The organism is Desulfobulbus alkaliphilus, assembly GCF_016918545.1.
GTDB lineage: Bacteria > Desulfobacterota > Desulfobulbia > Desulfobulbales > Desulfobulbaceae > Desulfobulbus > Desulfobulbus alkaliphilus.
In genome coordinates this window covers 18,581-31,702 of the sequence record NZ_JAFFQC010000010.1, presented here as the reverse complement: position 1 = coordinate 31,702, position 13,122 = coordinate 18,581, and the positions used below count along the sequence as shown (strand labels likewise).

General features: G+C 56.0%; 14 protein-coding genes. 5 read left to right on the top strand and 9 right to left on the bottom strand.

Annotation, left to right across the window (positions count from 1 at the left end):
• Positions 1-2: 2 nt before the first annotated feature.
• The 4 genes from atpB (at position 3) to rimO (ending at position 3,471) form a co-directional block, all read left to right on the top strand.
• Positions 3-725 carry a F0F1 ATP synthase subunit A gene (gene atpB, locus JWG43_RS07115; RefSeq protein ID WP_205242172.1) on the top strand — a complete coding sequence of 241 codons (723 nt, stop codon included), beginning with the start codon at positions 3-5 and terminating at the stop codon, positions 723-725.
• 87 nt (positions 726-812) lie between these two features.
• Entirely contained in the window at positions 813-1,073 is a 261-nt protein-coding gene (gene atpE, locus JWG43_RS07110) for an ATP synthase F0 subunit C (RefSeq protein ID WP_205242170.1), read from the top strand.
• A 139-nt stretch (positions 1,074-1,212) separates the two neighbouring features.
• A complete protein-coding gene (locus tag JWG43_RS07105; RefSeq protein WP_205242168.1) occupies positions 1,213-2,019 on the top strand; it encodes a nucleoside phosphorylase in 807 nt (268 codons plus the stop codon).
• Positions 2,020-2,121: 102 nt separating this feature from the next.
• A complete protein-coding gene (rimO, locus tag JWG43_RS07100; protein WP_205242166.1) occupies positions 2,122-3,471 on the top strand; it encodes a 30S ribosomal protein S12 methylthiotransferase RimO in 1,350 nt (449 codons plus the stop codon).
• Positions 3,472-3,484: 13 nt separating this feature from the next.
• Here the strand turns inward: rimO and JWG43_RS07095 are convergent, their stop codons facing one another.
• From JWG43_RS07095 to JWG43_RS07055, 9 genes are all read right to left on the bottom strand, one after another.
• On the bottom strand, positions 3,485-3,769 hold the full coding sequence (locus JWG43_RS07095) for an HU family DNA-binding protein (RefSeq protein ID WP_205242164.1): 285 nt from the start codon (positions 3,767-3,769) through the stop codon (positions 3,485-3,487).
• Between the two features lie 123 nt (positions 3,770-3,892).
• Positions 3,893-4,636, bottom strand: a complete 744-nt coding sequence (locus tag JWG43_RS07090; RefSeq protein ID WP_205242162.1) for a pseudouridine synthase — start codon at positions 4,634-4,636, stop codon at positions 3,893-3,895.
• Positions 4,637-4,702: 66 nt separating this feature from the next.
• Positions 4,703-6,475, bottom strand: a complete 1,773-nt coding sequence (locus JWG43_RS07085) for a UbiD family decarboxylase (RefSeq protein ID WP_205242161.1) — start codon at positions 6,473-6,475, stop codon at positions 4,703-4,705.
• A 214-nt stretch (positions 6,476-6,689) separates the two neighbouring features.
• Entirely contained in the window at positions 6,690-6,905 is a 216-nt protein-coding gene (locus tag JWG43_RS07080; RefSeq protein ID WP_205242159.1) for a hypothetical protein, read from the bottom strand.
• Positions 6,906-7,076: 171 nt separating this feature from the next.
• The gene (locus JWG43_RS07075) at positions 7,077-7,457 is read right to left on the bottom strand and encodes a secondary thiamine-phosphate synthase enzyme YjbQ (RefSeq protein ID WP_240193439.1); all 381 of its coding nucleotides are present in this window, start codon (positions 7,455-7,457) and stop codon (positions 7,077-7,079) included.
• A gap of 43 nt (positions 7,458-7,500) precedes the next feature.
• Positions 7,501-7,941, bottom strand: coding sequence for an RT0821/Lpp0805 family surface protein (locus tag JWG43_RS07070; RefSeq protein WP_205242157.1), 441 nt, complete (start codon positions 7,939-7,941; stop codon positions 7,501-7,503).
• Positions 7,938-9,293: a DNA recombination protein RmuC gene (locus JWG43_RS07065; protein ID WP_205242155.1), complete on the bottom strand. Its 1,356-nt coding sequence runs from the start codon at positions 9,291-9,293 to the stop codon at positions 7,938-7,940. Before JWG43_RS07065 ends, JWG43_RS07070 begins: the two co-directional genes overlap by 4 nt.
• Before the next feature lie 36 nt (positions 9,294-9,329).
• Complete coding sequence (locus tag JWG43_RS07060; protein ID WP_205242153.1) at positions 9,330-9,638, bottom strand: chaperone modulator CbpM; 309 nt, start codon at positions 9,636-9,638, stop codon at positions 9,330-9,332.
• Between the two features lies 1 nt (position 9,639).
• Positions 9,640-10,587, bottom strand: a complete 948-nt coding sequence (locus JWG43_RS07055; protein ID WP_205242151.1) for a DnaJ C-terminal domain-containing protein — start codon at positions 10,585-10,587, stop codon at positions 9,640-9,642.
• Between the two features lie 126 nt (positions 10,588-10,713).
• Here JWG43_RS07055 and JWG43_RS07050 point away from each other — a divergent pair, with 126 nt between their 5' ends.
• A complete protein-coding gene (locus JWG43_RS07050; protein WP_205242149.1) occupies positions 10,714-12,987 on the top strand; it encodes a shikimate kinase in 2,274 nt (757 codons plus the stop codon).
• The last annotated feature ends 135 nt before the right edge of the window (positions 12,988-13,122 follow it).

Genomic DNA, 13,122 nt, shown 5'->3' with positions numbered 1-13,122 from the left:
CCATGGAACACCCGATACTTTTTATTTCATTGATTCTTGAATTATTAGGATTGCCGGTCCCGCACACCCCGATCGGCCACACCTTCCTGGAAAAACTGTGCGCACCCTACATGACCTACACCTGGATGGTCATGGCGTTTCTTATTATCGTCCCCAAATTAACCCTTGGTAAAATGGAGATGATCCCGGGCAGCGGTCAGAATTTCTGGGAAGTGACCATTGGTGGACTCATGGGCGCTTGTACGGACACTCTGGGGGAAAAGGGAGCGAAAATGCTCTTCCCCATGCTGGCGACTTTTTTCTTCTATATCGTTGTCTCCAATCTGATTGGAGTCATTCCCGGCTTTCTGTCACCGACATCGAGCCTGAACATCACTCTGGCAATGACCCTCATTGTCTGGGTCACCCACCATTTCCTGGGGTTCAAGTATCATGGGCTCAAATATTACAAACATTTCATGGGGCCGAGCAAAGTGCTGGCACCCTTTATGTTCATTATCGAACTGATCAGCAACTTTGCCCGCCTGATCAGCCTCTCCATGCGTCTTTTCGGGAATATATTTGCCAAGGAAGTCCTGCTGACCGTTCTGTTCATGCTTGCCGGCGCCTACTTTGCCCCCCTGCCCATTCTTGCCCTTGGTGTACTCGTTTCCGTTATCCAGGGGGTTGTGTTCGTCATGCTTGCCATGATCTACTGCGCCGGGGCCATGGAGGAAGCGCATTGATCCCTGTTGTCTCTACCTAGATTGCCGTTCAACGGAGAAGAAGGCCAACTTAAATATAACAAGTACTATGTACGGAGGAACCAAACAATGGAACATCTTAGTCTCGCTTTGATTTGTATCGGTGCTGCTCTCAGCGTCGGTGTTGCCGGTCTTGGCGCCGGTATTGGTATGGGAAGTGGTCTCCAGGGTGCCTGTGAAGGTGTTGCCCGTAATCCCGAGGCCAAGGGTGCCATCACCGTCACCATGATCATCGGTATGGCTCTTTGTGAGTCCATCGCTATTTATGGTCTGGTTATCGCATTTATTCTCCTCTATGCGAATCCTTTTGGTGCTGCACTCGGCCTGTAATTCTCAACACTGAGAACCAACACCGGCATAAGGGCTGTGGCTGTTGCCACGGCCCCTTTTTTTTGCCATTTCCAGCGCTTCTGCCAGTATAACATGTTGACAGTACTATGTATCCAAAGCAAGAATCCTGCCGTCACGGATGCAGATTTTTTCCTCGAGATTGGCTGCTGCCGGTCCAGATATTCGGCCCAGCCGGCGCGCCGCTGAAATAATCATCATTAAGAGCCCATCGCCGATGAAGGAGTCCTGCGTCATCAATCCACAGCGCCTGCCCGGCGAACCGCAACTCCCCGCGACTGGAATTCTTGCTGTCAACCCTTCAGATAAGCACAGTTTTTCTCACCTTGCCCAACGGTACGATTTACAGCGTTCTTTTCTCTTCAATGCGCACTTGTATGCCAGTGACAGGTTTTTTGTCGCCGGACCCGCCGTTGGCGCCCCCATGGCTGCCATCTGCCTGGAAAAGCTCATCGTCCTCGGTGCCTCAAAGATAGTCCTGTATGGCTGGTGCGGTTCCTTGACCCCTGCCCTTCGGGTTGGTGATGTCTTTGTGCCGACAAGCGCTTTCAGTGAAGAGGGGACCAGCAGTCACTATCAGGTCAAAGAAGTGGTGGCCGATGTGCTGTCGGATGTGCTGGCTGCTGCATTGGCCACCTGGGGCCTTGAGCCAAAAAAGGGTTGTATCTGGACCACGGATGCGGTTTATCGGGAAACCCGTGAGAAAATAAAGCGATACAGCGCTGACGGGATTCTCGCTGTCGACATGGAATTTGCCGCTCTTCAGGCGGTGGCCAGGTTTCGGGGAGTATCGCTGGCCGCGGTTCTGCTGGTTTCAGATGAATTGTATGCCGCCGAGTGGAACCCGAACTACAGGCAGAAAAATTTCCGCGCCTGTTCTCATAATCTGCTCGCAAGACTATGCAACTTCATGCAAACAATGACCTGAAGCCGTGACGGCCGGACTTGTTTTGCCTCTATCGCACTGTAATCATTCTGGGTTCGGGAACGCTCACGGATCCGGGCAGCAGCAACCTATACGAATGATATCATGAAAACACTGTACCTGGTCAGTCTCGGTTGTCCCAAGAATCTGGTTGACTCCGAGGTGATGCTCGCTGCTCTGGAAAGAGATGGATATGAAACGGTGGAGCAACCGGAAGACGCCAGCGTGCTCCTGGTCAACACCTGCGGCTTTATCCAGCCGGCAGTGGAGGAGGCCATTGACGTTATTCTCGAACTGGCGGCGTGCAAGGAACTGAATCCTGCGGTGCGCCTGGTCGTTACCGGTTGCATGGTGCAACGCTATGGGCGTTCTTTGCTCGATGAATTACCGGAGGTGGATCTGTTTGTCGGTTTGGATGATTTCCCCCGGATCAATCAGATGCTTGCCGCGCCGGCAGCACCTTCGAACCTCACCGTCAATCCCGGGGGCGCGACCTATGTCATGGACAGTTCGGTCACCAGGAGGATTGCGACCCCCTTCTTTCGTTCCTACCTGAAGATCACCGAAGGGTGTGACAATCGCTGCGCCTATTGCATGATTCCATCCATTCGCGGACGGCTTCGCAGTCGAACCAAGTCCGACCTGCTGGTCGAAACAAAAGCTCTGGAGCGCTCAGGGGTTCTGGAACTCTCCCTCATTGCCCAGGATCTCACCGCCTATGGCACCGATCGAACCGGGGAAAAAGACCTGGTCAATCTGCTCTCCGTTCTGCTCAAGGAGACCGGCATCCCCTGGTTTCGCCTCCTCTACCTGTATCCGGCCAGTGTGACTGACGATCTGTTGCAGCTTATGGCGGAGCAGAAGCGTTTGCTGCCCTATCTTGATATTCCTTTTCAGCACGTCAGTGACCCTGTTCTCACCCGGATGAATCGTCACTACGACCGCACCTCATTGGACGATCTGATTGATCGGGTCAGGCGATACCTGCCGGGGTGCGCGCTGCGCACCACCCTCATGGTTGGTTTTCCAGGAGAAACCGAGCAGGATGTTGACCTGATGGCCGAAGCTCTGCTGGCCTGGCGACTTGAACATGTCGGCGTCTTTCAATACCAGGACGAAGAGGGCAGTCCCGCGGCAACCTTTTCCGGAAAAGTGGCGGAAGAAGCAAAGGTTGACCGGTATCAGCGGATCATGGGGGTTCAGGCTGCGATCAGCGCGGAACTGCAGCAGCGTTATGTCGGAGGCGTGGAACCGGTTTTGATCGAAGGCGTCAGTGAAGAGAGTGATCTGCTCCTGGAAGGGCGGACCAGATTTCAGGCACCTGAGATAGATGGCTGCGTCTATATTACCGCTGGTGAGGTTCGCCCCGGTGACATCGTTGCCGTGCGGATCACCGAGGCGCACACCTATGATTTGGTGGGAGAGGTTATCAGCAAGAAAATAAACGTTGAATAAGGGTCAGGCTGTTTTAGACTTTTCCCCTATTGACCTGTTCCCGAAGGTCTTTCCCGACTTTGAAAAAAGGCAGTTTTTTCGGTCTCACCTGAATTTTTTCGCCGGTTTTCGGGTTTCGGCCGGTATAGGATTCATATTCTTTGACGACAAAGCTGCCAAAACCACGAATTTCGATGGACTCACCTTTTGCGAGAGCATCGCTCATGGTTTCAATAATCGTGTTGGTGATTGAAGCGGCTTCACGTATGGGAATGTTCATCGCTTCGGCCAGGGCTTCAATCAGTTCGGATTTGTTCATACCTGTTCTCCCTGCGGCTTCTCTCGGATTACCTGATAACGGTCAACCTCTTTGCACCCGGCAACCGGTAAGGATTAGTGCGATGTATTGGCCATGTCGATGATCCCGGGTGTCATGTGAAATTTAAGCAGGTATGTTTTTGATTGTAAAGGGAATTTTTTCCGAAAAGATTTTTTTTATATCCGCCTGGCTCAGGCGCCGGTATTTTCCGGGGGAAAGAGTGCCAAGGTGGAGGCAGCCATAGGCGGTTCTCTTAAGGCGCAGCACCCGGTGCCCTATGGCGAGAAACATTTTCCGTACCTGTCGTTTTTTACCTTCATGAATGACGACTTCGATCAGGGTTCGATTCTGCCCCTGTTGCAGAACCCGGATGGATGCCGGCCTGGTTTGCACCCCGTCAATGCTGATGCCCTGTTCCAGTCGTTTGAGTTGGAACTTTGAAGGCATCCCCACGACTTCTGCCTGATAGGTTTTCTTTACTTCGTAGCGGGGATGGAGAATGCGGTCGGCGAGTTCACCATCGTTGGTCATGAGCAAAGCTCCCTCGCTTTCAAGATCGAGGCGGCCGACCGGAAAAAGCCGGAGGGGTATGTCCGCCACCAGGTCGGCAACGACAGGACGACCCTGGGGATCAGACAGGGTGGTGACGTACCCGGGAGGCTTATTGACAAGGACCGTTTGCTTTTCCTCGATGTTGATGCACTGACCATCAAAGGTGACGATATCGATTCCTGGATCGACCTTGATGCCCATCTCAGTGACAATCGCATCATTAACGCGGATGCGTCCGGCTCTGATCAACTGTTCAGATCCTCTGCGGGAGGCGATGCCGGCCTTGGCAAGGATTTTCTGCAGCCGTTCTTTCATGAGATACTGGCATAAAAAACAGACGTACCGGTCATGGCACCCGGAGCACCTTGAAACTCGGCCTGCTCAGCGGAATCGTGCCGGCAGGAAGCTGTCAATTTTGGCATCCACCTTTTCCCTGGTCGGTTTGTCCACTTCGAGCACTTCCGTATACCAGGGCTTCATCCGGCAATCAAAGACAATGGGAGCTTGCAGGCCGACATGAAAACGATGGACATTCTGCTCCCTGCCATGGATATCGGCGGCTGGTTCAAAGCGGGTGAAAAAGGTCCAGAGAAATTCCTGCAGGGAGCAGGTGGCGGCCCCGGTGTCATCAACCAGGATGACCACCGGCCAGGAGGAGATTCCCGGATGCCGGGCTGTTTCCCGGGCCAGGTTCGGGGCGGTCGCATAGGGGCTGCCGGCAACAACAAGGGTTCCTGGTAAGTAGACCTCCGGGCTGTGGCACTGGTCGGGCAGGGTGCCCTGGAATTCCCGGGGCAATTCCCGGCATTTTTCCTGTCCCAGTCCCATCATCATGGCCTTGGAGCCCTTATTAACCGAGGGTCCGGTGTAGTCGAGGGTATCCTGCGAGACATTGGCAAAGACAAAGAGGTCCCTTTCCCAGTGTATTCTCTCAAGAATATGCTGCCATAAAGCTGGAAAATCAGCGACATCAATGCTGCCATCGGTGAGGAGAAGAAATTTGGTCAGAGAGAGTTGTCCCTCGCCGAGGATGCGGAGACCGGCGGCAAAAGCTTCCCGGGGATAGCGGTCGGTGACTCGGGCCGCTGCCAGACAATGAAAACCGGTTTCTCCAAAGGTTTTCAACTGCAGCACTCCCTTCATGACCAGGGGAAAGAGCGGTGAAAGAAGGTCCTGGAGAAAATCACCGATGAAATAATCTTCCTGTTTCGGTCGACCGACAACCGTGGCCGGATAGATGGCATTCCGGCGGTGGTAGAGGTGGCTGGTCTGGAAAACGGGATAGTCGTGCTGGAGGGAGTTATAGCCGTAATGGTCGCCAAACGGTCCTTCGGGGTGTCTCAGGTGGGGAGGCACCGTCCCTTTGATGGCGAATTCGGCTTCGGCAACAAGCGGATGGCCACCCCTGGGATCGGCAACCATGTGTAATTTCCGCCCCTGCAGCAGGGAAGCCAGAACCAGCTCCGGTATGTTTTCCGGGAGGGGGGCGATGGCTGCCAGCATCAGGGCCGGTGGGCCGCCAATGTAGAGGGTCAGGGGCAGGGACTGGTTGTTGAGTTCGGCGGCATGGTAATGGTATCCGCCCCCTTTGTGGATCTGCCAGTGGATGCCGGTGGTGGTGTCGTCATAGCGTTGGATGCGGTACATGCCGAGATTGTGCCCCTGGCCGTCAGGGTGCTCGGTGTAGACCAGGGGCAGAGTAACAAAAGGACCGCCATCGGAATGCCAGGAAGTGAGCATGGGCAGGGTTGACAGGCGGGCTGGCTGCTGACAGTGCGCCAGGATCGGGCCGGTTTTCACCTGTTTGAGACCGACCTTGAGACCCTGGTGCAGGAGGGAGCGGGCATCCCACAGGGTCGACAGGGAAGGAGGCAGCGAATGTTCCACCAGGTGTACCAGGTCGCGGACAAAGTCGAGCGGACGGCGGCCAAAGGCCAGTTCCAGGCGCAGAGAGGTCCCGAACAGGTTGGTGACCACGGGAAAAGCGGAATCCTTGACCCGGGTGAACAGCAGGGCAGGACCGCCCCTGGCGATGACCCGGCGATGGATTTCCGCTATTTCCAGATAGGGATCGACCGGTGTGTCGATGGTCAGCAATTGGTCGTTTTTTTTGAGGACATCGAGAAAAGCTTGCAGGTTGACAAGTGCTTGCATGGAGACATTCGCGTTAGAGGGTTCAGGGGAGAAGTGAACGGAGACCCAATCAGGGGTTTGGGTCCCAATGTTCGGGTTGACCGTGCTCCCGCCATGGAAGCGGTCACAGGATCCGGTGGATTGATCCCGCCGTGGCTACCCGTTCCGGCGCCTTGATGCGGGCAGCCCCGGCGGGGTAGAGACAGGGTGCCGTGGTCGATTAGCAGGAAGCCGATCAGTCGTGGTGATGTTCTTCACCAAGGAAAAGCGCATGGTACTCCTCGCCGGAGAGATGGTTCCGCATGATGGCGGTGCACAGGTCGACAAGCTGATGGATCTCCTGCTCCGCCATCCGGGGGACGAGGATGCTGGTCAAACGTTCATCGCTGAAGCGTTGGAGAAAAGTGACGAGGGATTGCTCATCCGTGGTGCGGTTCATTCCAAAAAACATAGCAGGTCCCTTGCGGTCAGAAAAAATGACCTGAATCCGTGATGGCTGGACTTTTGTTTTGGATATATCTTGCTGGAATCAAAGTATCATTGCAGCAAGTCCCTTGACAATATTGACAACACCTTGCACCGGCCGCCCTTCGGGGCGGAATAGCGCTCACGGATCCCGGGGTTATCCCGCGAGTATTTTCCACCACAGTGAGCGCTGCCTCGGCCCATCGAATTCACAGAAAAAAAGGCGTTGCCAGGTCCCGAGCTGCAATCGCGACCCGGTGATGAAGACGGTGATGCTGGTGCCGGTCAGCGCGGCCATCAAATGGGCAGGCGAGTTTCCTTCCAGGTGGCGGTACGGGTAGTTCGCGGGGACAATGTGCTCGAGTGCGCCGAGAATATCTTGACCGACGTCCGGGTCCGCCCCCTCATTGATGATGAGCCCGGAGGTGGTGTGGGGGGTGTACAGGATGCAGATGCCGGCAGCGACACCGCTGCCGGCGACCAGTTCCTGGACCTCCCGGGTGACATCAATCATGGCCCGCTGGCTGGCGGTGGGCAACGATATTGTTCCTGTGAGGGTCACGCCTGCCTCTTTTGGTCAGTTATTGCAGTTCCCAGCTGCCATCCGGGTTCCTGCAGGCCGTGCTGTAGGTCCTCTCGACCCTGCCGTCGATAAGGGCTTCGATTTCGGCCCGCCTGCAGATACGCTGGGTGCTGGGGTCCTGAAACGCAGGTTGCGGGGTCACCGCATACTGATGACCGGTATCGGGATTGATCCAGGAGGTGGGCTGGTTGGAAACGCCTCGGTCGTAGACGTGATTGAGCTGTTGCCGGTCGTATTTGTCCATTTCGTTGCCGACGATGTAGCCGAGCATGGTGCCGACCGCGGCGCCGATCAGGGTCGCTGAGGTACTGTGGCCGATGGCCTGGCCGACGAGGGCTCCGGCCGCGGCTCCTCCCACCGCCCCGGTCTGTCCCTTGGTGGCGCAGGAGGAAAGGGTGAACAGAAAGCACAGGGCAATGATAGCTGTCAGATGTTTCATGGTGTGTCCTCTTGTGTGGCTGAGCTATGCTTGAGGGAGGCGGGCAGTTCCTTGCTTGCCTGTACTCCCAGGTGTTTCAGGGCCTCGGTTCGGGCGATGAGATTTCCCTGACCGGTGGTCAGGCGATTTCTGGCCGTATGCCAGGCCTGCTGGCTCTGGTTGAGCCGGAATCCGATGTCCTCCAGGGCCTCGACAAAACCAACAAATTTATCATAAAGACTCCCAGCCTGTTTGGCAATGATTAAACTGTTGCGATTCTGCTCGTCCATACGCCAGAGATGATGAATTGTCTTGAGGATGGCGAGCAGGGTCGATGGGCTGGAGAGGATGATTTTTTTCTGCATGGCGCTGGTGAGGATATCCGCATCCTGTTGCACCGCGAGCTGGAAGGCTCCTTCGATGGGAATGAAAAGAAGCACGAATTCAAGGGATCCCGGGCCGATGAGATGGTGGTACTGTTTGCCGGCCAGTTGGTTGATATGCTTTCGTATTGATGCAAGGTGCATCTGCACCCCCTGTTGCCTTTTTGGGTCATCAATGGCATTGTGTACCTGGACAAAGGCGTGCAGCGAAACCTTGGCGTCAATGATAATGGTGCGGTTCTCGGGAAGAAAAATGAGTGCATCCGGCTGAAAGGTCACTCCCTCTTCGGATTTGAGACTGACCTGGACCGCAAACTCCCGGCCGTTGCGTAAACCGGAGGCCTCGAGAAGTCTGGTCAGCACCATTTCACCCCACAGCCCCTGGATTTTGGCTTTGCCGCGCAGGGCGTCCGCCAGGTTGGTGGCATCGGTACTGACCTGCTGGTTGAGCTGTTTGAGCTGTTCGATTTCGGTGCGGAGAGCGACCCGGTCCCGAGTGTCCCGGTCATGGATGTTTTCCACCCGGTTTTTGAAATCCAGCAGCTGGGTGCGGAACGGTTGCAGCAGCAGGGACAGGTTGGCTTGATGTTCACGGTGCAGTTGCTCGCCTTTTTCGACCAGAATGTTGCCGGCAAGGACCTGGAAATTCTGCTCGATCTGTCTGCGCGTCTCGGCGAGGAGTTGTTCCCGTTCCGTGACCTGGTCCCGCAGGGCCTGGCAGGTTGAACGTAGCGAGGCGCTGTCGACCTCGGTTTTTCGGACCTCACTGAAAAGCTGGTTGCGTTCCTGCCGCAGGCGGAGGATTTCTTCCTCCAGGCGCTGGTTGTCCTCCCGGAGCCGTTCCATGCGGAGGTCATGGAGCAGGCGCCGCCGTTGGCCAATGCCCAGGAGAACAAGGACCCCCAGGGTGGTGGCCAGGAAACCGGCCGCCAGACCGAAAAGGAAGGAATGGTGGTGCAGCTGGTCGAGGAAGGCGGGGAGAACCGGCACGGCTGTCAGGCGGTGGAACGGGCGTTTGGATCCGGATCAACGTGGGCGAACGTGACGGCGCAGCTCTTCGAGTTCCTCGAGCAGGTCCAGCGCCAGGGCGCATCCGGGAAGATTGATCCGGAGATCCTGCTGCAGGCGAACAGCGGTCTGGACCCTTTTGATTTCGACCAGAGTGAAACACCATTGCTCAGGTTCGGCACCCCGGGGAGAGATGATGCCTTCGTCGATCATAGCAAGGACAGTTTCGGTGGAGACGTCGCATAACCTGCAGATCTCCGCCAGGGTCCAGAGCGTCTCTTCATTCAGGACTATGCCTTGGATATAGGTTGTTCGTTGTTCGATCATATCAAAATCCCAGGTCAGCGCGCGGGTTGTATGGCATCTTGGCCGCCATGGTCGCATAGAGTTGACGTTGTTCTTCGGTCTTTGCCTCGGGAACGACGATCTGCAGGGTGACGATCTGGTCTCCCTGCTGGTTTTGAGTCGACAGGCCTTTGCCCTTGAGACGAAGTTTTTTGCCTCCTTGCGAGCCGGGAGGAATTTTGAGCTGGACATTACCGCCCAGAGTGGGGACAGTGAGGCTGGCCCCCAGAGCCGCTTCCCAGGGAGTGATCGGCAGGTTGAGATGGATGTCCCGTTTTTCGGCATGGAAGAGGCGATCACGCTGAAAAGCGATTTCCAGATACAGGTCGCCGGGAGGACTGCCGCCGTACCCCGGCTGTCCCTGGCCTTCAAGACGGATGCGCTGCCCTTCGATTATTCCCTTGGGAATGACGATATGCAGCGTATGAGGACTGGTGCTGACTCGCCCATATTCGTCAGCGATCGGCCGGGAAAGGGTGATGGTCTGTTTGGTCCCGTGGTAGGCATCAGCCAGGCTGATGATGATCTTGGCGTGCTGGTCCTCCCCCTTCATGCGAAAGGCTGACGATCTCGACCCTTCCGTTGCGAAGCTCTGACCGAACAGGGACTCGAAAAAGTCACTGAAGCCTGTAGAGCCTCCCCCCATGGGGCCCGCCCCTCGGAATGCAAAACCTGTATCCCAGTCAGGCGGTGGCTCAAAGGGTTCACCGTCGCGCCAGTTGGCACCAAAACGGTCGTAGGCGGCTCGTTTTTCCGGGTCTTTCAAAACTTCATAGGCCTCACCGGCATCCTTGAACCTGGCTTCCGCGTCTTTCTCCTTGCTGACATCGGGATGATATTTGCGGGCCAGCTTACGATAGGCCTGTTTGATCTGGTCCTGGGTCGCTTCGCGGGAAACTCCGAGTATCTGGTAGTAGTCTTTATATTCCATGGCATCGTCCGGGAAACAGAGAGTGTGATTTCCATTTATCTACAGTAAGATCAGCTTCTTGAAAAGAAAAGAAAAAAATCAAACAACGCTTTCTTCTTGAACAGAAGCGGGAGGATCTTTTATCCTATGAGTAAAGAACGGCATGAAAAAGCGGGCCATATTGTTCTCACCGGATTTCGGGCCACCGGAAAAACCTCGGTGGGTCAAGTTCTTGCAGAAAAGATCGGCTACAGATTCATTGATACCGACAGCCTTCTTTGCCAGCGGTTGGGTGCCACGGTGGCTGATATTGTCAAGCAACACGGGTGGGCGTTTTTTCGCCGACAGGAACGCGGCTTGCTCGAGGAAATGGCAGGCACCATGGACCGGGCAGTTGTCGCCACCGGAGGGGGCGCCATTGAGCACAGTGATGCATGGCGACAACTCCGGCGGCGCAGCTTTGTGGTCTGGCTCGATGCCGATATTGCCACCATTACCGCCCGCATGCAGAGTGATCCCCAATCCGCTGGGCAACGTCCATCCCTCACCGGTGCCGCACCGGAAAAGGAAATTGCAGCACTCCTGAAAAAACGCGGGCCTCTGTACAGGGCCGGGTCAGACCTCAGCCTCGACACCTCGTCCGGGAAGACGCCGGAAGAACTGGCGGAGGCAATCATCAGGCAGATGGCTCGCAGCGGATATCATCAAGAAAAACTGCCCGGTCCCACGAACGGCAAGCAGTCGGAGGTCCCGGTGGAGACGAAAAATACAACAGTAATGATTGAAAAGAACAGAACAACAATTCGATCGGTCTGGATGGTCACCCGGGAATACGACGGGTTGGCTGGTGCCGGCGGTGTCAAGGATGTGTGCCGGCAGCTTGCCGAAACACTGGCCCTTGAGGATGAGTGCCGGGTCCGGGTGATTCTGCCTCGCTATGGTTTCATGGACACTCTGCGCCTCGGTTTCCGGCCTCTGGCCCTGACGCATACAGGCGGGCGTATCCACGGTCGTCGTCATGAACATGTTTTTACCGTTGATATGAATTACCCTGGTGAGGAGCGGCGGGAAAGAGTGGCGATCTGGGAGGCCTGGCACCATGGGGTGCAGGTCTATCTGGTGGAAGCGGACCGATTTGCGGATAAACGCGGCGTGTACACGTACACTAATGAGGATGAACAGCAGGTCAGCTGGCAACGGAGCGGAGACGGGCATTTCGATTATTTCGCCATGAATATTCTTCTCCAGAAGGCAGCCTTGGATTTGATGATCCTGCTTGATGACCGTCCGGATATCATCCACTGCCAGGATGGACATGCGGCGACCCTACCGGCGATGATGCGGGAGGCAGGTGCCTACCGGCATTATTTTCGCCACACTGGAGCCGTGGTCACCATTCATAATGCCGGGGTCGGGTACCACCAGGAAGTGGGTGATCTCGACTTTGCCCGGGCCATCACTGGCCTGCCGCAACGGGTGATTGATGCCGGGCTTCTCGGCGGCAGTTTTGATCCCTTCATCGCCGCTGCCCCCTATGCCGTTGTTAATACTGTCAGTGAAAATTACGGCCGGGAACTGCAGGGCACGCCGGATGATGTCCGCACAGGCTGGCTGGGGCATGCCCTGCTGGAACGGGGGGTCCGGTTGACCGGGATCACCAATGGCATCGACCCGGCATCCTTTGATCCTACCCGGCCGGAAACCCTGGGTCTGGCATCTGGTTTTGATCTCCGCACAGGGGAGCTTGACGGCAAGAGGGACTGTAAGATCGATCTGTTGACGCGGATCAGTGCCGGAGGGGCCTGGGAGCGGGTCAAGCAATTGGGAACCCTGGACCCACGGGTGGATAAAGCACTGTATACCTTTATTGGGCGCCTGACCGCACAAAAAGGGGTGGATGTGCTCATAGAGGCGATTGTGGAGACCCTGTCACAGGAGAAGAGCCATCAATACCTGGTTTTTGGTTCCGGCAATCCGGAGTTCGAGAAGCAGTTGGAACAGTTGGCGATTTCCCGTATTGGTCGTGGCAGGGTCTGTTTTCTCAAAGGATATGATTCTCTTCTGGCCAACAAGGTCTATGCTGCCGGAGATTTTTTTCTCATCCCTTCCCGGTACGAACCCTGTGGCCTCACTGATTATATCGCCCAACTGCTCGGCAATCTGCCCATTGTCCACCGGGTCGGCGGATTGGTAAAGGTCATTGACGGAGAGACCGGATTTGCCTACAGTACCAACACTCCGGCATCTGTTGCCCGGGCCGTGTTGAGAACCCTGGTCCTGTACCAGGACGAACCGGAGACAATCCGGGCCATGCAGAAGGCGGCGGTGGAGCGGATTGACCGGTATCACACCTGGACCATGGTGCTCAATGCCTACCTTCACCTCTATCAGCGGGCCATGGTCATGCGCCGTCGGGATTGAACCGGAACACGCGGTGAAGGTGACCGGGTGAGGGGAAAAGGGGCGTGGGGAAAGGGCTGTTGTATCGTGCGCCCAGCCATCGGTTGAACCTGGTTGAAGCGCGTTTTTTCGGAGTCAGTGGACGGACAGTCACTG

Coding starts and splice junctions, on each gene's coding strand:
- JWG43_RS07080 (WP_205242159.1), bottom strand. CDS start 6,905: ATGTTTTTTGGAATGAACCGCACCACGGATGAGCAATCCCTCGTCACT.
- JWG43_RS07060 (WP_205242153.1), bottom strand. CDS start 9,638: ATGATCGAACAACGAACAACCTATATCCAAGGCATAGTCCTGAATGAA.
- atpE (WP_205242170.1), top strand. CDS start 813: ATGGAACATCTTAGTCTCGCTTTGATTTGTATCGGTGCTGCTCTCAGC.
- JWG43_RS07095 (WP_205242164.1), bottom strand. CDS start 3,769: ATGAACAAATCCGAACTGATTGAAGCCCTGGCCGAAGCGATGAACATT.
- atpB (WP_205242172.1), top strand. CDS start 3: ATGGAACACCCGATACTTTTTATTTCATTGATTCTTGAATTATTAGGA.
- JWG43_RS07070 (WP_205242157.1), bottom strand. CDS start 7,941: ATGAAACATCTGACAGCTATCATTGCCCTGTGCTTTCTGTTCACCCTT.
- rimO (WP_205242166.1), top strand. CDS start 2,122: ATGAAAACACTGTACCTGGTCAGTCTCGGTTGTCCCAAGAATCTGGTT.
- JWG43_RS07105 (WP_205242168.1), top strand. CDS start 1,213: ATGCAGATTTTTTCCTCGAGATTGGCTGCTGCCGGTCCAGATATTCGG.
- JWG43_RS07090 (WP_205242162.1), bottom strand. CDS start 4,636: ATGAAAGAACGGCTGCAGAAAATCCTTGCCAAGGCCGGCATCGCCTCC.
- JWG43_RS07085 (WP_205242161.1), bottom strand. CDS start 6,475: ATGCAAGCACTTGTCAACCTGCAAGCTTTTCTCGATGTCCTCAAAAAA.
- JWG43_RS07050 (WP_205242149.1), top strand. CDS start 10,714: ATGAGTAAAGAACGGCATGAAAAAGCGGGCCATATTGTTCTCACCGGA.
- JWG43_RS07055 (WP_205242151.1), bottom strand. CDS start 10,587: ATGGAATATAAAGACTACTACCAGATACTCGGAGTTTCCCGCGAAGCG.